Source organism: Rothia sp. 11273D007AR (assembly GCF_053547255.1).
In genome coordinates this window covers 108,794-130,642 of the sequence record NZ_JBPPWJ010000002.1, presented here as the reverse complement: position 1 = coordinate 130,642, position 21,849 = coordinate 108,794, and the positions used below count along the sequence as shown (strand labels likewise).

Here is a 21,849-nt window from a genome sequence, read left to right as displayed (position 1 = left end):
GATAGAACCAGCACCGCACCGAGACCCTGGAGCCAGCGCATGATTTTTCACCCATCAGACCAGTCCACGATTGGTGTGGAATGGGAGGTCGCCCTCGTCGACCCCAAAACCCGCGAACTGGCATCCCGCGCAGACGAAGTGCTAGCGCTACTGAAAGAACAGCACCCGCAGGTTCTTGAAGCAGCCCCTGACCGGGCCCATATCACCGGCGAATTTTTGAATAATACCGTTGAGCTCGTTACCGGTATCTGCCGAACCCCGGCGGAGGCCGCAGACCAGCTCTCCCAGGCCACCGGCGTCCTGAAAAATGTAACCGACCAGCTGGGCCTAGCCTTCTTCTCAGCCGGAACCCACCCCTTCTCCCGGGCCCTGGACCAAAAAGTCGTTGATAAGGATCGCTACCTGCGGGTGCTCGACCGCTCACAGTTCTGGGGCCGCCGCCAAATTATCTACGGGGTACACGTACACACCGGGGTTGATTCTCGCGATAAAGCCCTACCGGTACTCAACGGACTCACAAACTTCTACCCCCACCTACTGGCTCTGTCGGCGTCCTCCCCCTTCTGGGAGGGAGAAGACACAGGGTTTGCCTCCCAACGAGCCCAGATTTTCCAGCAGCTACCCACCTCAGGTCTCCCCTTCACCTTCGAACGCTGGGAAGACTACGAGGACTACCTTAACGACCTGGTGGTCACCGGCGTCATCGACGACCCCAGCGAAAACCGGTGGGACGTCCGCCCCGTACCCAAATACGGCACGGTAGAAATGCGGGCCTACGACGGGCTGGCCTCTATTCGCGACATCACGGCCCTGACCGCCTTTACCCAGTGCCTGGTGGAGTGGTTCTCCCGCCAGCTCGATGCAGGTAAGCGCATTGAGCCCCTCAAGCCCTGGCACGTACAGGAAAACAAATGGCGGGCTGCCCGCTACGGCACCGAAGCCATCGTCATTCTCGATAACCAGAACACCGAGCGCCTGGTCACCGACGATACCCTGGGGCTGCTGAACAAGCTGGAAGGCATCGCCACTGACCTAGGCTGCGCCGCTGAGTTGGCTGATGTGGAGCGAATCTGCCTGACAGGGGCGGGCTACCAGCGCCAGCGCCGAGTTGCTGCCGAAAACGGCGGAAACCTGCAGGCTGTGGTGGACGACCTGACCTCACAAGCTATCAAGGGGCTGTAGACCTTCCGCCCAGTCCCTCGCACTTTCTACGGCTAGAGCGAAATCTTAGTGACGGGCAGGGACGAGTCTGCCGTGAAGTCAATTCCCGACGGCTCCCGCCCCTCAGATACCAGGCGGGCACCCAGGGCCGCTACCATGGCCCCGTTATCGGTGCACAGGCTCAGCTGGGGAATCACCAGTTTGATACCGTGCTCGGCACAGCGCTGGGCAGTCAGTTCACGCAGGCGGGAGTTAGCGGCCACTCCCCCACCTAACAACAGGGTGGTGATACCGCGTTCGGTGCAGGCCAGCATAGCTTTCTTGGTAATAACGTCTACCACAGCCTCCTGGAAAGAAGCCGCGATATCAGCAACCGGTACCTCTTCGCCCCGGGCCTCAAAGCCTTCGACGACGCGGGCCACAGCGGTCTTCAGACCCGAGAAAGAAAAGTCGTAGCGGTGGGGGCCGGGCTCCTCAGCGGTACCCATAAACTTGCGCGTCGACAGACCTCGGGGGAAGGCGAAAGCCGCCCCGTTGCCGTCCTTAGCAACCCGGTCAATTACCGGCCCACCCGGGTAGGGCAGGCCTAGCAGCCGGGCCACCTTGTCGTAGGCTTCGCCGGCGGCGTCGTCCAGGGTGGCGCCCAGCAACTCAACGTCCCCGGTAATGTCACGCACGGCCAGGATTTCGGTATGCCCACCGGAGACCAGCAGGGCGCCAATTCCCTCACTCGGCAGCCCGTCCAGAAAATCAGCGGTGTGTCCCTCGATACCGCAGTCATCGAGCAGCCCCACACCCACGTGGGCAACCAGGTGGTTAATACCGTAGAGGGGCTTGCCGGTAGCGGTAGCCAGTGCCTTAGCGGCAGAGACCCCCACCATGAGGGCACCGGCCAGGCCGGGGCCTGCGGTCACGGCAATAGCGTCCAAATCATCCAGGCTTACCTGGGCTTCATCCAGGGCTGCTTGAAGGGCCGGGACCATGGCGTCCAGATGAGCGCGGGAAGCAATCTCAGGGATGACCCCGCCAAAGCGCACATGCTCGTTCATAGAGGACGAGACGGTGTTGGTCAGCAAGGTTGAGCCCCGCACAATGCCAATGCCGGTTTCGTCGCAGGAGGACTCAATACCCAGCACCAGGGGTTCGGTTTTAGCGGTCATGGCTGGTTTCTCCTTGCTAGGCGGTCTGTTGGGTGAGGTCGCGGCGCATGATGAGGGCATCGACCCCGTCGTTGTAGTAGCGGCGGCGCACGTGAATCTGCTGGTAACCGTTTTTCAGGTAGAGGTCCTGGGCCCGGGGGTTATCGGCGCGTACCTCCAGTAGTATCTGTTCAGCGCCGCGGGCGGCTGCCTCGCGGGCGAGAAAATCGAGTAGGGCTCGCCCGTAGCCGCGCCCCTCGTAGGCGGGGGCAACAGCGATGGTTTGCACGTCGGCGGTGTCGGCTACGCTCATGAGCCCGGCATAGCCGATGACCTGCGGGCCAGTTTCTGTAGGGATTTCCAGGACGACATATCCCCGGGTTTCGTGGGTGATTTCGGCAAGGAACATGTCCAGGGGCCAGGCGTCGGCCGGGAAGAGGTCGAGTTCTAGGGTATGGACGGCTGGGATATCGTGCAGGGTCATTTCCCTGGCTTGAGCCCCATCGGCCAGCCCCGTGGGAAGGTCGGTGAGCAGCATTAGGCGCTGGCCTTCTTACGGGCGGCAGGCACCTTGGCATCGGATTCGCGCAGGTAGAGGGCGCTCGTATCGGTGCTGAGATTGGTCAAGCCCAGGCGGGCAGCGGCTGCCAGCAGGGCGGCGGCGTCCGGCTGGGTATGCTCAAAGCCGGGCTGGGTGTCCAGAGCCTCGGGGTAGAGGGAAGTGCCAAAACCGTAGGCGGGCAGGTCGGGGGCCTCGCTGGCCGGGCCCACGGTGGGGCCGCTTTCTAGCTGATAGCCCTGCTCAGTTAGTTCATAGACAGCCGAGTATATTTCCTTGCGGCGGGCATCTGACGCCACCAAAAAACGGGTATGACCGGACGCCCGCGCGGCAGCTTCTGCTGTCTCGGCCAGGGCGGTCAGGCTCATGATTCCGTACAGGGGCTTACTCCAGGCGAAGGCCAGGGAACGGGCGGTGACGATACCGGCGCGCAGGCCGGTGAAGGGACCGGGTCCGGTGCCGGTGATGACGGCATCGACGTCCTGGCCCGATACTCCTGCCTCAGCCAGCACCTCAGCCACAAAGGGAGCCATCACTTCGGCGTGAGAGCGGGTGTCTTCGGTTGACCGTGAAGCGAGCAGGGTTAGGGCCTGCCCGTCCAGGCGCCCCAGGGCGACAGAAGCAATAGCGGATGAATCAAGAGCAAGAATAAGCACCCCACCAGTCTAGCGTGTTTAGGCTCAAAGGCTTGATACTCGGCGTTACGGGCTCGCGCTCGCTGCGAGCCCGCGGAGCTTCCAAAGATCCCTATGCTCCCCCTACACGAGTCAGATGTTCCGCTAATTCATCCCAAGCATTTTCCCAGCGGGGTCCGCTTCCGATGAGGCGGAGTCGGCGCGGTTCGGGGGCCCCGCCGTCCTCGTCCTCTTCTTCCCAGTTTCCCGGGGCGTAGAGGGCGTAGGGGTCGGTCTCGGCCAGGTCTGCGCCTGTCACCCGGGTAAATTCCAGATCGAGAATAGATTCTGAGAGGTGTTCTGCTTTGTCGCGGCCCCATTCGATGACGGTGACGGACCGGTCGAGGGAGTATTCGAGGTCGAGGTCGTCGAGTTCTTCTGAGCTGGCGAGTCGGTAGGCGTCAACGTGCACGAGGTCAGGCCCGCCGGGGCGGGGGCCGTTGGGTAGGTTGGGGTGGACGCGGGAGAGGACGAAGGTGGGTGAGATGACGCCCTCACGCACGCCGAGTCCTTCGCCGAGGGAGCGGGTGAAGGTGGTTTTGCCGGCTCCCAGTTCGCCGGTGAGAATCAGGACGTCGCCCGCGGTGAGGAGGGGCGCTAGGGCCAGGGCGATGGCGCGGGTGTGCTCGGGGCCGGTGATTTCGAGGTCAAGGACGCGGTCGGTCACGGTTTACTGCTCGCTTTCGGTGTCGCGCTGGCGCCAGGATCCGCCGACGCTGATGCGGGTGACGCGCGGGGATATGCGGGTGACGATTTCGTAGTTAATCGTTCCGGAGGCTTCTGCCCAGTCGGTGACAGGCGGGTTGTCGCCGGTTCCGAAGAGGACGGCAGGGGCACCCAGGAAGCCGACCGCGGGGTCAGCCAAACCGGGTTCACCGAGGTCTACGACCAGCTGGTCCATGGCGATTCGACCCACCTCCCGGTAGGTTCGGGCGGGGCCGGAGGCCGGGTAGATACGGACCGGCCCGCCGGTTGCGACTCGGGGAACGCCGTCCGCGTAGCCAACCGGCACCAGGACCAGGGTCGTGGGCTTGTCGGTCACGTAGTTAAGGCCGTAGGAGACGCCTTGGCCTGCGGGGACTTCCTTGACTGCGTTGATGAAGGTTTGCAGGTGCATGACCGGCTTGAGTCCCAGGTCTGCTGGGGTCTGCCCGGGCAGGGGTGACAGCCCGTAGAGACCGAGACCCACCCGGACGGCGTCCCGCAGCAGGCCTTCTTCAGCGCCGACGGACGCCGCGCTGAAGGTTGCGGGTGTGTTAGCAAGGTGGCGCAGGGTCGGGCGCAGACCGGCGGAACGCAAGATGTCTAAAGCCCGGTCGAAGGTCTGGGACTGCTCGGCTGTTTCGGTACGTTCTGGTTCGTCAGCTACTGCCAGGTGGGAGAAGACCCCGACCACCTGCAGCACCCCGTCCTCTTCGAGCTGGCGGGCGGCGGCGGCGAGCGCCGGTAGTTCGCTCATGGTCACACCGTTGCGGCCTAGGCCGGTATCTACTTTGAGGTGAACTTTAACAGGCTCTTGCTGCCCGCTGGCACGGTGGGCGCTTGCGATGGCGTCAAGTTCCCAGGTGCTTGAGACGCCCAGCTCGAGGTTGTCTGTGAGGGCTTGGGCAAAGTCGGTTCGGGGGGTGTGGAGCCAGGCGATAATGGGGGCTGTAACACCGCCGGCGCGGAGAGTGCGGGCTTCTTTGACGTGGACGACCCCCAGGTAGTCAGCTCCTGCCGCCACTGCCGACCGGGCTACGTCGAGAGCCCCGTGCCCGTAGGCGTCCGCTTTGACCACGGCGATGAGGGCGCGCTGCCCGATGAGGGTTTTGATGCGCCGGACGTTATGTTCAACGGCATCCAGGTCGATGACGGCGAGGCGTTCTGCATCTGTGGGAGCGTCAAGGGGCACGAAGCCGTGGGCGCGGTAGAGGCTGTCGATAGACACGGTGTCATCCTTGGGCGTAGGGTCTTTTCTTCTCTAGCTTAGTTGAGTTTGCCGTTAGCGCACCTGCGCTGACGCCTACAGAGCGCGGGCAGATGTGGCAGGGGTAGAGTAGAGGTGTGAGTTTTTCTTTTCCGCTGCACCTGCATATCTTTTCGCTGCATACCTCACCCCTGGCCCAACCTGGATCAGGGGATGCTGGCGGCATGAACGTCTATATTGAGCGTTCTTTGGCGGCTCTTCTTGAGGTCAACCCCCAGCTGACCGTGGAAGTTTTTACGCTGGCAACCGACCGCCAGCAAGCTGGGCAGGTACGGTATCACGAGCGGGCCACCGTTACCGCTCTCTACCTGCCTGAGGCTGAAGGAGCCCGTAAGGAAGATTTACCTGAGCTGGTTCCGGGCTTTGCTATGGCCGTTCGGGCTATAGCGTCGCGACCGCCCCAGCTGGTTCACAGCCACTACTGGCTCTCGGGTCTGGCGGCCCTTGCAGCCTACCCGCAGGTACCGCTCGTTCATACAATGCACACCACCGCAGCTGCCAAAAATGCCCGTCTGGGTGAGGGCGAGTGTCCAGAGCCCGAGGTACGTTTGCGTGGTGAGCAGGCGCTGGTCCGCAGGGCCGCCGCTCTAGTGGTCAATACGGAGTATGAGGCAGCCCAGATGCGCGACTTCTACGGGGCACAAGAATCCCAACTGGTGACGGTAGCCCCCGGCGTTGACCTTTCTGTTTTCTCCCCGCGCGAGGGCGTCCGCCCTCTTCATGAGGGGCAGGACGGTGCAGCCCACCTGGTCTTTGCCGGCCGCCCCCAGCACCTTAAGGGCCCTCATCTGCTGGTTGAAGCCCTCGGCCTACTTCCGCGAGAGCTGGACGTTACCCTCGACATCATTGGAACCTCCGGCACAAACTATGAACAGGATCTCGATACCCGAGCAGAAGAGCTGGGACTAGGCGACCGCGTCCGCCTACTTCCCTCGATGCCCACCCCCGACCTCGCCCAGGCTTTCCGAAAGGCCGATATCGTTACCTGCCCTTCATCCTCAGAAACCTTTGGCCTGGTTGCCCTGGAGGCCTCTGCCTGCGGCACCCCGGTACTCGCTAGCAAGGTGGACGGGCTCAGGGAAGCAGTAGCTGACGGCGTCACCGGTCTGCTAGTAGCCCAGCGGACGCCCGCCGCCTGGGCGGACGCCATCGAGCAGCTTGTGAGAGACCCGCAGCGTCGATTCACATTAGGGCATGCCGGGGCCCGGCGCGCCCATGACTTTACCTGGCAGGCAACAGCCCAGGCCCTTATTCAGCTCTATCAGTCCCTTGCCCGCTCTTAGGAGGAAACCCATGACCTTTTCCATGACCCGCCAAGAATTCGCAGCCTACCTCGATAAATCCCGGATCACCGGGCAGGTAGCAACCGCCCGTGAGAACAACCTCGCCCATATGCAGGGCTTTGTTGAGGGCAACGAGCACCTAGAGTTCGGTGTCAAGTGGACCAGAAACTGGACCGTCGACGATATCTTCGAGCTAATGGCGCGCAGGGTCGGTACCAGTTCTGACCCCAATCACAGGGAGGGCCAAGACACCATCAGCGCTGATCTCTGTATTGATGGGCTCACCGAATACGCCCGTATCTTCGGTGACGCAGTACGGGCGGGCAAAAGCCTGCTTTTTGCCACCGGCCACCCCGCCGGCCTTTTCCCTATCTACGCCCGTCTTGCAGCAGCAGCCAAAACTCATGGGGCAACCGTCCTGACCATCGAGGAGGGCGACCGTTTCCTTGACGGCGATATCCGCCAAATCTTTGACGTCATTATGTTCGAGCAGTACGGCAACCTGCAGCACACTCACTTCCCCGGCCCTATGCAGCTAGCGCTCGCCCAGCTTCAAGAACGGGGAATTACTCCCGGTCTTGTCATCGCCGACCACGGACTTGCCGGCTATGCGGCCTCCGCTGGGATTCCGACCATCGGTATCGCTGACTGCAACGACCCCGGGCTTTTTGTCTCCGCCGAACAGGGGCAGATACTCGTTGCGGTCCCCATGGACGATAACGTCACCCCGCACCTCTACGAACCGGTGATTGACTTTATCCTGCACGAAGCTGGGCTTACCCGCTAAGAACACTCTGACCAGCACTAACAAGTTACTTTCAGCTGAAAGTGTGAAGCATATTTCAGGATATCTACCCGCTCTTAAGCCAGCTAACACTGTAGTATTAAAAGCCTAATCGTACAGGTCTGCCCACCTCACTCTCGCACCCGGAGCAGACTCCATCTTTAGGGGAATACACACTAGTGAACGAACAGTACATTGAGGAGCGGTGGGCAGAAACGCGCAACCGCCGCACCTGGCACCCCAAAATTAGGGTTGCTCTCTACCTAGCCGACACTTTGGCTATTACACTCGCTATCACCCTGGCTCATATTGCTAGCTTCGGCTTTCAAAACTCAGAAGTCATGGGACGCGCCAACCTGCCTTTAGGATACGTGGGAACAGGTGTAGCCTTTGGTCTTATTTGGCTCTTTGCACTCTCGATTGCCAATAGCCGCAATATTCGCTACCTAGGGCACGGTGTCGATGAATACCGTCTGGTAACCAAAGCAACGACCTATTTCTTCGCGGTCATCGCAATTTTCTCCTACCTGACCAAAATCGATTTTGCCCGCACCTACGTTATCTTGGCCTACCCCATCGGTATGGTCCTGCTTCTTTGCGCCCGCTGGGGCGTGCGCCGTTGGCTCGTCCACTGGCGCAATAAAGGCCGGGCTCTTTCTCGCGTCATGATTATCGGTGACTCAGCCTCAGGCGAGCACCTCTACAAGACCCTCCAGGGGGCCCGTACCTCCGGTCTCTTCCCGGTAGCGGCCTACCTGCCTCGTTCTCGTCCCGGCACCCAGCTCGCTGATGGCGCTATTCCGACCCTTGGCTATTCCCCCGATGCCTCAGAAGTCCTCAGGGTGGTTCGTGAGAACAATATTCACGCGGTGGCGGTTTCTACCGGTCACGGGCTCAATCCCACAGAGCTTCGCCGCCTGGGATGGGCACTAGCTGCTGCCCACGTTGCACTCATCATGGCTCCCGCTATGACCGATATCGCGGGCCCCCGTATCCATACCCAGCCGCTCAACGGCGTCCCCCTGATTCACGTTCATACTCCCCGTATTGAAGGCATGCAGGCCCTGGTCAAACGGGCTATCGACGTTGTAGCATCGGGCCTTGGCCTGATTTTCCTGGCCCCCTTACTCGTCCCCGTTGCCCTGCTGGTCAAAAAGGACGGCGGCCCCATCTTCTTCCTGCAGGAACGCGTCGGCTACCGGGGTGCCCCCTTCTACATGATTAAATTCCGCTCAATGGTCACCAACGCCGAAGAGCTCAAAAAGGAGCTTATGGACCGGAACGAGGGCAACGGGGTACTCTTCAAAATGGCAGATGACCCCCGCATCACTAAGATCGGTAAGTTTATCCGCAAGTACTCCATCGATGAGCTTCCTCAGCTGTGGAACGTCTTTGTCGGCGATATGTCGCTTGTGGGGCCCCGCCCCCCGCTGCCCTCTGAAGTTGAACAGTACGAAGAGGACGCCTACCGCCGCCTGCTGGTCAAGCCCGGCATTACCGGCCTCTGGCAGGTCTCTGGCCGCTCGAATCTCTCGTGGGAAGAGTCTATTCGCCTAGACCTCTACTACGTTGAGAACTGGTCGGTGATGAGCGATATCGTCATTCTTTTCCGCACCGTCCGCGCGGTCTTTGCTAAGGACGGCGCCTACTAGGACTCGTATGCAAGAAGGCCGGTTACCGTCAGGGTAACCGGCCTTTGTTATAGGTCTACTTCTCAAGAAATATGGCTACGGCCTCGGGAATATTCTGGGCTACCAGGGTTGGTGGCGTGGGGCCAGAAATCCCTGCTCCGTGCACCAGGTCTGCTGCTAACTGATATATCTGAATGGCGGCGCCCGCTAGCCTGGCATAGTCAGTTGAGAGGGCACCGGGGGCGGATTCTTCCGCCTGATACCGGGCAAGGAGAGCCCCGAGAATACCGGTGAGGGTGTCCCCGCTACCGGCGGTGGCCAGCCAGTGGTTCTCGCTGGTTATCTGAAAGAGCTCACCGGTGGGTGCGGCTAAGATGCTCGTTCCGCCCTTGAGCAGCACTGTGGCCCGCGTTGCCTGAGCCAGGAGGGTTGCAAAGCTATATGGGTCAGCTTCCACCTGCTCCCGGGTGGGTGGCTCTGTCAATTCGGGATCAAGGGCATGGAGCGCGGACGGTGCCAGAGCCAGAAGCCAGGTCAGGGCATCAACCAGCTCGCCGGCATGGGGTGTCAGAATATGGTGTGACGCCAGCTCTAGCCCATCAGCTACCAGCCGGGCAGCTAGGGAAATCGCCCCTGCGTCAATAACGGCCGGTTGCCCTCCCGTAAGGACGGCCAGAGCCTCAGTTTCTCGTGATTCTCCGGCGATACCTGAGCCAAGAGCCCAGGCATCTATGTGTAGTTTCTCGGCTTCGCCCACGCTGCATACAGCTTCAGGCACGGCCAGCTGTACCTGGAAGTTCAGGGAGGACGTTCCAGCAAACCGCACCATGCCGACCCCGGTATTGACGGCAGCCCGGGCAGACATGAGGGCAGCACCCGGGTAGGTATCGCTCCCGGTCAGCAGGCCTAACACCCCGCGGGTGTACTTATGGGAGGAAGAAGTAGGGCAAGTGACATATTGTTCGACGTCCCCGTGGGTCAATTCTTTGGCGCTAACCACTCTAGTTCCCCTCTTCTACCGGGCGAGCTAACAGCAGCCCCCGGGCAGAGGGATCTAAACGCAACAGGTTCAACAGGTCACTGTCGCTCAGGTACTCTGCCACAACGGTTGCGGTAGCTATAGGTTCATCATGGCTCATCGTGAGGTGCCAGCGGTTGATCCCCAGTTCAGCAGCTCGCCGGGCAACCGTCCCTTCTGCGACCAGGTAGGGGGCGCCGTCCGCGCCCTTCTCCACCCAGCAATCCTGCCAGTTCAGACCGGCAGGGGCCCGCAAGGCCTTGGCAGCGGCCTCCTTAGCCGCAAAGCGGGCGGCTAGGGAGCGGACGGGCAACCCCCGCTCCCCCGGCGCAAAGAGCCGCTCCCGTAGGGCTGGGGTACGTTCTAAGAGCTCAGCGAACCGATCTATATTGACCACGTCAGTACCGGTACCAATAATCATAGGCTCTCTCTTCGCTCCTTCTAAAGCATCTTTCTCTTGCCCATTCTACGTTCCCGCCTATCAGTTTAAAGAGCGAACCCCGCACCCTACCGGGTACGGGGTTCCTATCTCTACTCGTGTAGAGAAGCTTTACTCGACGGTTACTGACTTAGCCAGGTTACGGGGCTGGTCAACGTCGTAGCCCTTCGCGTGAGCCACAGAGCATGCAAAGATCTGCAGGGGCACGGTGGACAGCAGGGGCTGGAGCAGGCTGGGTGAGGCGGGGATGCGGATGATGTGATCTGCATGTTCCTCAACAGCGGTATCGCCCTCTTCTGCGATAACGATGGTCACTGCACCGCGAGCGCGGACTTCCTGGATGTTAGAAACAACCTTGGAGTGCAGGGAGTCGCGGCCGTTGGGTGAGGGGACGATGACGAAGATGGGCTGGCCTTCTTCGACAAGGGCGATGGGGCCGTGCTTGAGCTCGCCCGCTGCGAAGCCTTCGGCATGCAGGTAGGCGATTTCCTTGAGCTTCAGGGCGCCTTCCATCGCTACGGGGAAGCCAACGTGGCGGCCCAGGAAGAGCACGGACTTGGCGTCCTTCATAGAGGTGCCGAGATCCTTGACCTGCTGCTCATTGTCGATAACAGCCTGAATCTTCTCGGGCATCTTCTGCAGCTCTTCAAGGATGGTACGGATTTCATCCTTGTACATGTTGCCGCGCAGCTGGGCCAGGTAGAGGCCGAGCAGGTAGGCAGCAGCAATCTGCGAGAGGAAGGCCTTGGTGGATGCAACTGCGATCTCGGGGCCCGCGTGAGTGTAGAGAGCTGCATCGGATTCACGGGGCAGAGTTGAGCCGTTGGTGTTACAGATTGAAATAACCTTGGCTCCCTGTTCCTGGGCGTGGCGCACTGCCATGAGGGTGTCCATGGTTTCGCCGGACTGGGAGAGGGCAACGACCAGGGTCTTCTCATCTACGATGGGGTCACGGTAGCGGAACTCATGGGCCAGCTCGACCTCGGTGGGGATGCGGCACCAGTGCTCGATAGCGTAGCGGGCTACCTGGCCAGCGTAGGCGGCGGTACCACAGGCGACAACGATAATCTTGTTGACGGAACGCAGGGTGGCGTCGTCAATCTTAAGTTCGTCGAGGGTCAGGTTACCCTTTTCGTCCAGACGGCCCAGCAGGGTATCGCGCACGGCTGCGGGCTGCTCGTGGATTTCTTTCTCCATGAAGGAGTCGTAGCCACCCTTTTCAACAGCAGCGGCGTCCCACTCGATGGTGAATTCCTTGCCGTTGGCGGGGAAACCTTCGAAGTCGATGATGGAGTAGTCGCTACCGGTGATGGTAACAATCTGGTCCTGGCCCATTTCGACTGCCTTCTTGGTGTAGTCGATGAAGCCAGAGACGTCTGAGCCCAGGAAGTTTTCGTTTTCGCCCAGGCCAATAACCAGGGGTGAGTTGCGACGGGTTGCTACGACACGATCAGGGTGGTCAACGTGGATGACCAGGATGGTGAAGGCGCCTTCAAGGCGGTTTGATGCCTGGCGGACGGCTTCGGTGAGGTCCTTGTTCTCCAGCTTGTTGTAGATGGAGGCAATCAGGTTAGCTGCAATTTCAGTGTCGGTCTGTGATTTGAACTCACAGCCTTCTTCAACCAGTTCAGCGCGCAGCTCTGCGAAGTTTTCGATAATGCCGTTGTGCACAACTGCCAGGCGGCCGTTGTCTACAACGTGCGGGTGAGCGTTATTGTCGGTAGGGCCACCGTGGGTAGCCCAGCGGGTGTGACCAATACCGATAGTGGTAGCAGGCAGCGGGTTAGCTTCTACTTCAGCTTCGAGATTAACAAGCTTGCCTGACTTCTTACGGAATTCAATGCCGTTATCGCCAATGAGGGCAACACCGGCTGAGTCATAGCCGCGGTATTCCTGGCGGCGCAGACCTTCGAGAACCACATCGTATGCGGTATGGTCAAATTTCTTACCGTCTGCGGCAGTGCCGAGACTTACGTATCCTACGATTCCACACATGGTATTCATCTTACATCTAAGAATTCATTGCCCTACTGCTGTCTTCGCCACAGTGTCGCGATCTGTCTTTTCCCTTTAGACCGTCGTCATATTAGGCTCGCTATCTACACCCCTCTAGACTGTTGTAAATGAGCATATCTGCGCTTTCTTCCAAATATTCTCCGTTCACGGAGCTAGACCGGGATACCTGGTCCCGACTCGCTAGCGAGATCTCAGTTCCGCTGACAGAGGACGAGCTGCAACAGCTACGCGGGCTGGGTGAGACCATTGATTTGGAGGAAGTGGCACAGGTTTATCTGCCTATTTCTCGCCTGCTCAACCTCTATGTCAATGCAGCCGCGAGCGCTAACCACATGACTAACGACTTTTTAGGTCTTCAAGGCCAGAAAGTTCCTTTTATTATCGGCGTGGCAGGGTCAGTAGCTGTCGGCAAATCAACTACCGCCCGCGTCCTGCAGGAGCTGCTTCGACGCTGGCCCTCAACCCCGAACGTCCAGCTGGTAACCACCGACGGCTTCCTCTACCCCAATGCCGAGTTAGAACGCCGGGGGCTTATGGGACGCAAGGGTTTCCCAGAGTCCTACGACCGCCGTGCCCTCTTGAGGTTTGTGTCAGAAGTGAAGTCAGGTGCTCCCCTCGTCACCGCCCCTAAGTATTCCCACCTCTACTACGACATCGTAGAGGGTGAGCGCATTGAGGTTACCAGCCCCGACGTTCTCATTGTCGAGGGCTTAAATGTATTGGCCCCGGCCAAGCTTGATAGCGAGAAAAGCTCGGCACTAAGCCTGGCTGACTTCTTTGATTTCTCTATCTACGTTGATGCTTCTACCAGAGATATAGAGCACTGGTATGTGCAACGCTTCCTGAAGCTCCAGCGGTCGGCTTTCACCAACCCCAACTCCTACTTCAAACGGTATGCCGACTTGTCAGAGGACGCAGCGGTTGAGCTGGCTTTGAGCATTTGGCGCTCTATCAACGAACCTAACCTGCGAGAGAATGTGCGCCCCACACGTGGGCGAGCCCGACTGATCTTGAAGAAGTCCCATGATCACAAGATTCGTAAGGTTCTGTTACGGAAGAACTAGGTATGCGCTCTTATTTTTCACAGTTTCGCTGGCTTTAGCGAGCTACCTCATAGCCCTGTCATACTTCATGCCGAGGCAGCGCAAGCAGCGCACCGCATGTTTGCCGATGCCTCTGCAGCGGGTGCCCCCATGGTCGCTCTCAGCGGTTACCGGTCGTATGAGACCCAGCAGGGAACTTATGCCAGCTGGGCTGCCCAGTACGGTACAGATCATGCAGATGTGGCTTCTGCCCGCCCGGGTTATTCGGAACATCAAACGGGGCTTGCCCTCGATATCGGAACCGGTGGCGCCTGCGACCTCCAGCCCTGCTTCAAAGACACGGCAGCTGCCCTATGGGCAGCCGAGAACGCCCACCGCTATGGATTTGTGGTGCGCTACCCCTGGTGGCACCACGAGACCACCGGCTATTGGTATGAGTCCTGGCACCTGCGTTATATCGGCATTGAGGAAGCCACCGCGCTAAAAGAATCTGGATTTGAAACACTAGAAGATTTCTGGGGTACGGGGCCCGCCCCCACCTACTAAGAAACGGGTACCGGCCGGCGGGTTGATGACTGGAAACCTACAAATTTTTAGCATAAGCTGATAGGTTACCCCCGCCTGTGAGTAAACCCACTGGTTTACAGCGAAAATTTCAGCTCAGACTGGTGTTCACCACTGGCAGAAAACGCTATTCTTGAACTCATGCTTAGTGGTTTTAAAGATTTCATCACCCGCGGTAACGTCATCGACCTCGCAGTCGGTTTGATCATTGGTACCGCCTTTACTGCAGTTGTTAACGCTCTTGTTGAGTCCGTCATGATGCCCGCCATCGCGATGCTGACCGGTGGAGATATCTCCTTCGATCAGTGGCTAGCATTCGGCGACGTCAAAATCGGTGTCTTCCTAACCGCAGTTGTTAACTTCCTCATCGTTGCAGCAGCCCTGTACTTCTGCATCGTTATGCCCATCAACAAGTTCAACGAGCGTCGTGCTGCCAAGCTCGACCTTGAAGAAGAGATTGAGGAAGAGGATCCCCAGGTTGCTCTGCTGAAGGAAATCCGCGACGCTCTGACCGTCAAGTAATTTTCTATCCTTTGATAGAGAAAGCCCCGGTAGTTACCTACCGGGGCTTTCTCATGCCCTGTTCTTTTTGCACAACCGGAGAAAACAACTTCTCACACCGGTTAGACAAGTATAGGCTTGAGCGCAAAAAGCCGGGCCCCGCTCCCCCGGTGAGGGAAAACAGGGCCCGGCAGAGGCTAAGAGGAGGCTACCTTAGATAGCGAGCTCACGAGCCACAACATCGGCTAGAGCCTGGGCGGTTGCATCTGCAACTTCCTGGGTCTCAGCTTCAACCATGACGCGCACCAGGGGTTCGGTACCCGAGGGGCGAAGCAGAACTCGACCGGTATCGCCCAGCTGGGCCTCGGCGTCCTTAATCGCTTCTTGCAGGGGCACACAGCCAGCAACGCCAGCGCGGTCAACGCCCTTGACGTTGATCAGCTTCTGGGGGGTTGCCTGCATGCGGTTAGCCAGCTCAGAGAGGGGCAGACCGGTACGGGCCATTTCAGCAGCCAGATGCAGACCGGTGAGCACGCCGTCACCGGTAGTGGCGTGGTCCGACATAATCACGTGGCCCGACTGCTCACCGCCCAGGTTAAAGCCATTCTTGTTCATGGATTCCAGCACGTAGCGATCGCCCACAGCGGTGCGCTCTAGCTTGATGCCGTGTTCCTTGAGGAAGATTTCCAGGCCCAGTGAAGACATGACCGTGGCGACCAGGGTGTCGTCCTTGAGAGTGCCTGCTTCCTTCATCGACAGCGCAAGAATCGACATAATCTGATCGCCATCGACCAGGTTGCCCTGCTCATCGACAGCCATACAGCGATCGGCGTCGCCGTCGTGGGCAATACCCAGGTCAGCGCTGTGGCGAACAACCGCTTCCTGAAGCTTCTCGGGGTGGGTCGAGCCCACACCGTCGTTGATGTTAATGCCATCGGGTTCAGCACCAATCACAAACACCTTGGCGCCCAGGGTGCGGAAGGCATCGGGAGAAACCCCAGAGGAGGCGCCGTTAGCACAGTCCAGTACAACCTTAAGGCCGTTAAGGCGGCGGTGCTCGGGCATGGTTGAGACCAGATGGGTGACGTAGCGGTCTTCACCATCAGTCAGCGGACGGACGCGCCCCACCTCACCGTGGGTGGGGTAACGGAAGTCCTTGGAGCGGTAGAGGGCCTCGATGGCGTCCTCAATCGCATCATCCAGCTTCTTACCACCGCGAGCCAGGAACTTAATTCCGTTGTCTTCAGCCGCGTTGTGGGAAGCAGAAATCATGACGCCGAAGTCGGCTTCTGTACTTGCCACTAGGTAAGCCGCGGCGGGGGTAGGCACCATACCCGCGTCGAGCACGTCAACACCTGATGCCGCAAAGCCTGCGGTCATTGCCGCGCCAATGAACTCACCAGAGATACGGGAGTCATGGGCGATAACAGCCTTGGGGCGGACACCTTCTTTAACCGTATTGAACCCAAGGACGATGGACGCGGCCTGCGCAAGCTCCATAGCAAGAGCAGGAGTAATCACTTCGTTAGCGAGGCCGCGAACACCGTCGGTTCCGAATAATCTAGACATTACTGATTATTCTACGCGCTCAGTTCTATTTTTCTTCGCGTAAGACGGGGAAACCCTCAGGGTTTTCGGGCACATCGTCTTCTAGAACGTCTGATCCCTTACCCACGATGAGCGGGTCGGTGGAACCGACCAGGGCGTGGTCCTTATTGGGGTAGTCGAACTGGTTGAGCACGTGGCGCATGGCTTCGAGGCGGGCGCGCTTCTTGTCGTTAGACTTCACGACGGTCCATGGGGCATCGCCGGTGTCGGTATAGAAGAACATAGCTTCTTTAGCCGCGGTGTAGTCATCCCACTTATCGAGGGAGGCCAGGTCGGTAGGCGATAGCTTCCACTGGCGTACGGGATCGGTGCGGCGGGAATTGAAGCGGGCTAGCTGTTCTGCACGGGTAACGGAGAACCAGAACTTAATGAGTTTGACGCCGGAGTTAACCAGCATGCGCTCTAGTTCGGGGACCTCACGCATAAATTCGTAGTATTGCTGGGAGGTGCAGTAGCCCATGACGCGCTCGACGCCTGCGCGGTTGTACCAGGAGCGGTCCATGAGCACGATTTCGCCGCCGGAGGGCAGGTGCTGGATATAGCGCTGGAAATACCACTGGGTCTGCTCAACGTCGGTGGGCTTTTCCAGAGCAACGACGCGGGCACCGCGGGGGTTGAGGTGTTCCATAAAGCGCTTGATGGCGCCGCCCTTACCCGCTGCGTCGCGGCCCTCAAAAATAATTAGAACCTTCTGGCCGGTTTCCTTAACCCAGAGCTGGAGCTTAAGGAGCTCAATCTGCAGAGCTCGCTTTTCCTTCTCATATTCCTTGCGGGAAAGCTTCTTGTCGTAGGGGTAGCCAGCCTTCCAGGCGTCCGACTTCTCGCCGTCACCGCTAAGTTTCTTGGTCAGAGATGAAATTTCGTCGAGCTCTGCGCTGTAGTCCTCTACGACCGATACGCGGCGGGTCTCTTTGGTGAGAGCCGCTTTAACTGCTTCTTTCTTGGAGTCAGTTGCCTGTTCGGGGGTAGCCTGCTCCGCAGCATCGGTGCTGGGAGTTTCTACGTCGGCTGCGGCGTCCTTGCCTGCGGCCTTGGTGGAGCGTGAATTGCGAGTGGTGTTCGAAGATGCCATGGGCACCCTTTCTCTCGTGTGTATGTTCCACATCTATTTTAGGCATAAGACGTGAGACACCCCACTGTTACACGTCTTTTGACCCTAAGCCGGGTAAGGCAAATGCCCCATTTCTGCAAAGAGAAATGGGGCATCTGACAACAAATCTGAGCAGTAGGCCCAGTAATCGTAGCTTAGCGCTTTGAGAACTGTGAAGCCTTGCGTGCCTTCTTAAGACCAGCCTTCTTACGCTCGATAACGCGAGCGTCGCGGGTCAGGAAGCCTGCCTTCTTCAGGGCGGGGCGGTTGTTCTCAGCATCAATCTCGTTCAGGGCACGAGCAACGCCAAGACGCAGAGCGCCAGCCTGGCCGGAGGGGCCGCCACCTGAGATGCGGGCGAAGACGTCGTAGGCGCCTTCGAGTTCAAGCAGCTTGAAGGGGTCGTTTACTTCCTGCTGGTGCAGCTTGTTGGGGAAGTAGTTGTCGAGCTCGCGACCGTTAACGGTCCACTTGCCGGTACCGGGTACCAGGCGGACGCGGGCAACGGCTTCCTTGCGACGGCCAACAGCCTGACCACCAACGGTCAGTGCAGGGCGGGCAGCCTTCTCAGCAACGGGTGCTGAGGACTCGGAAGTGTAGCTGGTGAGCTCTTCTTCGGTGGTGTACTCTTCGTTCTGAGCCACGATGTCTCCTTTAATAGTTCTTTCGTAGGCCCGAATTACTGGGCAACCTGGGTGAATTCGTAGGTCTTGGGCTGCTGAGCTGCGTGGGGGTGCTCGGAACCTGCGTAGACCTTGAGGTTCTTGAGCTGCTGGGCAGCCAGCTTGTTCTTGGGGAGCATGCCCTTAACAGCCTTTTCTACGGCGCGAACGGGGTTGGTTTCCAACAGTTCGGCGTAGTTGACTGACTTCAGACCACCGGGGTAACCCGAGTGGCGGTAGGCACGCTTCTGCTCAAGCTTGGCACCGGTCAGTGCAACCTTTTCAGCGTTGATGATGATGACGGAGTCACCCATGTCAACGTGGGGTGCGAAGGTGGGCTTGTGCTTGCCGCGCAGCAGGATTGCGGTCTGGCTTGCGAGACGGCCGAGAACAACATCAGAGGCATCGATGATGTGCCACTGGCGGTTGTTGTCGCCTGACTTCGGAGTGTAAGTGCGCAAAATTTCGCCTTTTCTCGTTTCTTGTAGCGCTAGTTGGGTATCGCGCTGGTTTACATAGGTGCGTTTACGCAGGGTTTGGGTGAGGGCCAAACGCATCTGCGGTACCGATTTCCTCAGACCTCTTGTTCCCCGTTATTGTCCTGCAACTAGACCGAAGAACAGGGTACGAAATGAGGGCGGCATACGCACAACGTATGAAACTATACAGAGTTTAAGTCTCTTAATCCAGGGCTTAGCCCTTTAAAGACGGGGTTTTGACTGACCTCACGTTTAAATCACAGGCTTGTGATTTAGAGGGTTCGCAGGTTTCGGGCTTTCTCGCTTTGGGCTGCGTAGCCGGACGCCTCGGGGTAGGTGATGGAGGCTAGGGCCAGACCGCGCGGGGCAGCTAGACGCACCTGGGAGTCTCGTACGGGCTCTTCGATGCGGGAGATCAGCCAGGCTTCGTCCTTTTTCCCCTCCCCCACCATCACCAGTGAGGCGATGAGGGTTCGCACCATATTGTGGCAGAAGGCGTCTGCCCTGATGTTTGCTTCGATGAGGCCGTCCGTCCGCCGCTCAAACCGAAGTTCGCGCAACTCGCGAATCGTGGTGGAGCCTTCGCGGGGCTTACAAAAGGAGAGAAAGTCGTTGAGTCCCAAGAGGTTCTGGGCAGCACGGTTCATCAGATCTATATCGAGTACGGGGTTGATTTGCCAGGCTACCTGCCGGTTCAGCGGGTTACTGCCCTTCTCTTCTTGCCCGTCTTCAAGCAGGTAACGGTAGGAGCGTTCGAGGGCCGAGAAGCGGGCATCGAAATCGCTTGGGGCCTCCTGGCATCTACTGACCGTGATCGCCCGCTGCATATATCCCTGCAGACGGGATGGTATTCCAAGTTGTACCTCAGCATCTGCCAGAGCCCTGCTGAGCGCCCCGCGCAATTTGCGGCGGAGGGCGGACGCCGGTGCGTCCTGGCTGCGCCCGGGTAGCCGCTCCCAGGCGTCCTTGGCAAGGTCGAAGTGCACCACCTGGTGCAGGGCGTGAACTCCGGCGTCGGTTCGCCCGGCTACCGTCGTGTAGACAGGGCGGCGGAAGATAAGGGCCAGGGCTTCTTCGAGGACTCCCTGAACGGTGATAAGCCCCGGCTGCTTGGCCCAGCCTGCGAAGGGGCCACCGTCGTAGGCAAAATCAAGGCGCACGCGTACGCGGGGCTCGTATAGCTGCTCGGGGGTTTCGGTCACGGCTCTCCTTAGAAGGCGGGGTACAGGCTCACTCCACTTTACCCGCTACAGACAAAGGCGGCCCTCCCCCGTGTGAGGGGAAGAGCCGCCTTTTATCTACCGGTGACTAAGAATTAGTCTTCGGAGATGGTCTGTGCTGCTGCACCACCGGCAGGTGCGTAACCTGCTGCTTCAGCTGATTCCTTGGTGTCGAACCAGATTTCAGCCTGGGTGTTTGCGTACCAGCGTGAGCCGGGTACGTGGTACTTCATGGAGTCAGCGTTGCCCTTGATTTCGAAGCCCTCGGGAGCTTCGCCGTTCTCGGTTGCTGCGTGTGCGCCTGCGGGCAGGTCTGATGACTCGGCTGCTGCGGGTGCTGCGGCCTTGGTCTCTTCTGCTGCGGGTGCTGCGGTCTCTGCTACCTTGGTAGCTTCTGAAACAGCTGCTGCGGTTGCAACGGGCTCCATGACCAGTTCGATAACTGCCATGGGGGCGTTGTCGCCCTTGCGGTTACCGATCTTGGTGATACGGGTGTAGCCACCGGGGCGCTCTGCCATTGCGGGGGCAATGACGGTGAAGAGCTCGTGGACTACGGTCTTGTTACCGATGGAGCGCAGGACGCGGCGGCGTGCGTTGAGGTCGCCCTTCTTTGCGAAGGTGATCAGACGCTCGGCGACGGGGCGCAGACGCTTTGCCTTGGTAACGGTGGTGGTGATGCGCTTGTGCTCGAAGAGCTGCTGAGACAGGTTGTTCAGCATGATGCGCTCGTGGGTCGGTGATCCGCCGAGGCGGGGACCCTTAGTGGGAGTAGGCATAATTTATTCTCCTGGTAAGCCGTTCCTTACTGCCTCACGGCAGGGGAACCAAAGATGTTTGACTGGTGTAACGCGTGGAAGCGTTGACTGCCGGTGTCTTAGTAGTCGCTGCCGTAGCTGTCGTCGTCCTGCAGGCGGGCTGAAAGGTCCATTCCGGCGGGTGAGTCCTTGAGGGACAGGCCAAGCTCGGTGAGCTTTGCCTTGACTTCGTCGATGGACTTGGCACCGAAGTTGCGGATGTCCATGAGGTCTGCTTCGCTGCGGGTCACGAGTTCACCCACGGTGTGGATGCCTTCGCGCTTGAGGCAGTTGTAGGAGCGGACGGTCATGTCCAGGTCTTCGATGGGCAGAGCCAGGTCTGCGGCCATTGACTCGTCAGCGGGTGACGGGCCAACTTCGATACCTTCAGCGGCGGTGTTGAGTTCACGGGCCAGGCCGAAGAGCTCAACGAGGGTGTTGCCTGCTGATGCGACTGCGTCGCGGGGAGCAATTGCTTCCTTGGTTTCGACGTCCAGGGTGAGGGAGTCGAAGTCGGTGCGCTGCTCAACACGGGTCGCGCTGACGCGGAAGGTGACCTTAAGGACGGGTGAGTAGATGGAGTCGACCGGGATGCGGCCGATTTCTGCGTCACCTGACTTGTTCTGTGCTGCCGAGACGTAGCCGCGGCCGCGTTCGATGGTCAGTTCTGCGTTGAAGTTTGCGCGGTTGTTGAGGGTTGCGATGTGGAGGTCCGGGTTGTGGATCTCGACGCCTGCGGGCACCTCGATGTCGCCTGCGGTGAGTTCACCTTCGCCCTGCTTGCGCAGGTAGGCGATGACGGGCTCGTCGTTCTCTGATGAGATGGAGAGCTTCTTGATGTTCAAGATGATCTCGGTGACGTCCTCGGTCACACCTTCTACAGTGCTGAATTCGTGCAGCACGCCGTCGATGCGGATGCTGGTTACAGCGGCACCGGGGATGGATGAGAGAAGGGTGCGGCGGAGGGAGTTACCCAGGGTGTAGCCGAAGCCGGGTTCGAGGGGCTCGATGGTGAAGCGTGAACGGTTTTCCGATACGTGTTCTTCACGCAGGATGGGGCGCTGTGCAATGAGCACTATGTTTCCTTTCGGTGAGCATCCGCTATATGAGCTCACAGGTTGGGAAAAACGAGTGAGGAAGCAGACGAAGCAGTCTGTTCATTGACCTGCAACTGGTAGGTTGCTGGTCGCCCGATGTTCGGGACGCGTCTAGCCG

The 21,849-nt window shown here is 59.3% G+C and carries 22 protein-coding genes; 7 read left to right on the top strand and 15 right to left on the bottom strand.

The window, feature by feature from the left end:
- Positions 1-39: 39 nt before the first annotated feature.
- A complete protein-coding gene (locus tag ACED88_RS01755) occupies positions 40-1,182 on the top strand; it encodes a glutamate--cysteine ligase (RefSeq protein ID WP_449108530.1) in 1,143 nt (380 codons plus the stop codon).
- A gap of 32 nt (positions 1,183-1,214) precedes the next feature.
- On the opposite strand, the gene tsaD is transcribed toward ACED88_RS01755, so the two are convergent.
- The 5 genes from tsaD to alr form a co-directional block, all read right to left on the bottom strand.
- The gene (tsaD, locus tag ACED88_RS01750; protein ID WP_449108529.1) at positions 1,215-2,321 is read right to left on the bottom strand and encodes a tRNA (adenosine(37)-N6)-threonylcarbamoyltransferase complex transferase subunit TsaD; all 1,107 of its coding nucleotides are present in this window, start codon (positions 2,319-2,321) and stop codon (positions 1,215-1,217) included.
- A 16-nt stretch (positions 2,322-2,337) separates the two neighbouring features.
- Positions 2,338-2,838: a ribosomal protein S18-alanine N-acetyltransferase gene (gene rimI, locus ACED88_RS01745; protein WP_449108528.1), complete on the bottom strand. Its 501-nt coding sequence runs from the start codon at positions 2,836-2,838 to the stop codon at positions 2,338-2,340.
- A complete protein-coding gene (tsaB, locus tag ACED88_RS01740; protein WP_449108527.1) occupies positions 2,838-3,515 on the bottom strand; it encodes a tRNA (adenosine(37)-N6)-threonylcarbamoyltransferase complex dimerization subunit type 1 TsaB in 678 nt (225 codons plus the stop codon). The genes rimI and tsaB overlap by 1 nt, the downstream gene beginning before the upstream one ends.
- A 91-nt stretch (positions 3,516-3,606) precedes the next feature.
- Complete coding sequence (tsaE, locus tag ACED88_RS01735) at positions 3,607-4,200, bottom strand: tRNA (adenosine(37)-N6)-threonylcarbamoyltransferase complex ATPase subunit type 1 TsaE (RefSeq protein ID WP_449108526.1); 594 nt, start codon at positions 4,198-4,200, stop codon at positions 3,607-3,609.
- 3 nt (positions 4,201-4,203) lie between these two features.
- The gene (gene alr / locus ACED88_RS01730) at positions 4,204-5,463 is read right to left on the bottom strand and encodes an alanine racemase (RefSeq protein WP_449108525.1); all 1,260 of its coding nucleotides are present in this window, start codon (positions 5,461-5,463) and stop codon (positions 4,204-4,206) included.
- A gap of 116 nt (positions 5,464-5,579) precedes the next feature.
- On the opposite strand from alr, the gene ACED88_RS01725 reads away from it, so the two are divergent.
- From ACED88_RS01725 to ACED88_RS01715, 3 genes are all read left to right on the top strand, one after another.
- Positions 5,580-6,785, top strand: a complete 1,206-nt coding sequence (locus tag ACED88_RS01725) for a glycosyltransferase (protein WP_449108524.1) — start codon at positions 5,580-5,582, stop codon at positions 6,783-6,785.
- Between the two features lie 10 nt (positions 6,786-6,795).
- Positions 6,796-7,572, top strand: coding sequence for a phosphatase (locus tag ACED88_RS01720; RefSeq protein WP_449108523.1), 777 nt, complete (start codon positions 6,796-6,798; stop codon positions 7,570-7,572).
- Positions 7,573-7,748: 176 nt separating this feature from the next.
- Positions 7,749-9,221, top strand: coding sequence for a sugar transferase (locus tag ACED88_RS01715; RefSeq protein WP_449108522.1), 1,473 nt, complete (start codon positions 7,749-7,751; stop codon positions 9,219-9,221).
- Positions 9,222-9,276: 55 nt separating this feature from the next.
- Here ACED88_RS01715 and ACED88_RS01710 read toward each other — a convergent pair whose 3' ends face one another.
- The 3 genes from ACED88_RS01710 to glmS form a co-directional block, all read right to left on the bottom strand.
- On the bottom strand, positions 9,277-10,200 hold the full coding sequence (locus tag ACED88_RS01710; protein ID WP_449108521.1) for an ADP-dependent NAD(P)H-hydrate dehydratase: 924 nt from the start codon (positions 10,198-10,200) through the stop codon (positions 9,277-9,279).
- Position 10,201: 1 nt separating this feature from the next.
- Positions 10,202-10,639: a holo-ACP synthase gene (locus tag ACED88_RS01705; protein ID WP_449107466.1), complete on the bottom strand. Its 438-nt coding sequence runs from the start codon at positions 10,637-10,639 to the stop codon at positions 10,202-10,204.
- Positions 10,640-10,768: 129 nt separating this feature from the next.
- A complete protein-coding gene (gene glmS, locus ACED88_RS01700; RefSeq protein ID WP_449107521.1) occupies positions 10,769-12,652 on the bottom strand; it encodes a glutamine--fructose-6-phosphate transaminase (isomerizing) in 1,884 nt (627 codons plus the stop codon).
- 128 nt (positions 12,653-12,780) lie between these two features.
- Here glmS and coaA point away from each other — a divergent pair, with 128 nt between their 5' ends.
- The 3 genes from coaA (at position 12,781) to mscL (ending at position 14,802) form a co-directional block, all read left to right on the top strand.
- A complete protein-coding gene (coaA, locus tag ACED88_RS01695; RefSeq protein WP_449107465.1) occupies positions 12,781-13,737 on the top strand; it encodes a type I pantothenate kinase in 957 nt (318 codons plus the stop codon).
- A gap of 12 nt (positions 13,738-13,749) precedes the next feature.
- Positions 13,750-14,262 (top strand): M15 family metallopeptidase, encoded by a 513-nt coding sequence (locus tag ACED88_RS01690; RefSeq protein ID WP_449107520.1) that lies wholly within the window; start codon positions 13,750-13,752, stop codon positions 14,260-14,262.
- Between the two features lie 159 nt (positions 14,263-14,421).
- Positions 14,422-14,802, top strand: coding sequence for a large conductance mechanosensitive channel protein MscL (gene mscL, locus ACED88_RS01685; RefSeq protein WP_431463369.1), 381 nt, complete (start codon positions 14,422-14,424; stop codon positions 14,800-14,802).
- Positions 14,803-14,994: 192 nt separating this feature from the next.
- Here the strand turns inward: mscL and glmM are convergent, their stop codons facing one another.
- From glmM to ACED88_RS01650, 7 genes are all read right to left on the bottom strand, one after another.
- A complete protein-coding gene (gene glmM, locus ACED88_RS01680) occupies positions 14,995-16,350 on the bottom strand; it encodes a phosphoglucosamine mutase (protein ID WP_237204780.1) in 1,356 nt (451 codons plus the stop codon).
- 25 nt (positions 16,351-16,375) lie between these two features.
- On the bottom strand, positions 16,376-17,461 hold the full coding sequence (ppk2, locus tag ACED88_RS01675) for a polyphosphate kinase 2 (protein ID WP_449107464.1): 1,086 nt from the start codon (positions 17,459-17,461) through the stop codon (positions 16,376-16,378).
- Between the two features lie 173 nt (positions 17,462-17,634).
- Positions 17,635-18,123 carry a 30S ribosomal protein S9 gene (rpsI, locus tag ACED88_RS01670; RefSeq protein WP_135013062.1) on the bottom strand — a complete coding sequence of 163 codons (489 nt, stop codon included), beginning with the start codon at positions 18,121-18,123 and terminating at the stop codon, positions 17,635-17,637.
- A gap of 35 nt (positions 18,124-18,158) precedes the next feature.
- A complete protein-coding gene (gene rplM / locus ACED88_RS01665) occupies positions 18,159-18,602 on the bottom strand; it encodes a 50S ribosomal protein L13 (RefSeq protein ID WP_135013063.1) in 444 nt (147 codons plus the stop codon).
- A gap of 290 nt (positions 18,603-18,892) precedes the next feature.
- Entirely contained in the window at positions 18,893-19,822 is a 930-nt protein-coding gene (gene truA, locus ACED88_RS01660; RefSeq protein WP_449107463.1) for a tRNA pseudouridine(38-40) synthase TruA, read from the bottom strand.
- Positions 19,823-19,935: 113 nt separating this feature from the next.
- The gene (gene rplQ / locus ACED88_RS01655; protein WP_237185998.1) at positions 19,936-20,616 is read right to left on the bottom strand and encodes a 50S ribosomal protein L17, sunset domain variant; all 681 of its coding nucleotides are present in this window, start codon (positions 20,614-20,616) and stop codon (positions 19,936-19,938) included.
- 98 nt (positions 20,617-20,714) lie between these two features.
- Positions 20,715-21,710: a DNA-directed RNA polymerase subunit alpha gene (locus ACED88_RS01650; protein WP_135013066.1), complete on the bottom strand. Its 996-nt coding sequence runs from the start codon at positions 21,708-21,710 to the stop codon at positions 20,715-20,717.
- Positions 21,711-21,849: the final 139 nt, after the last annotated feature.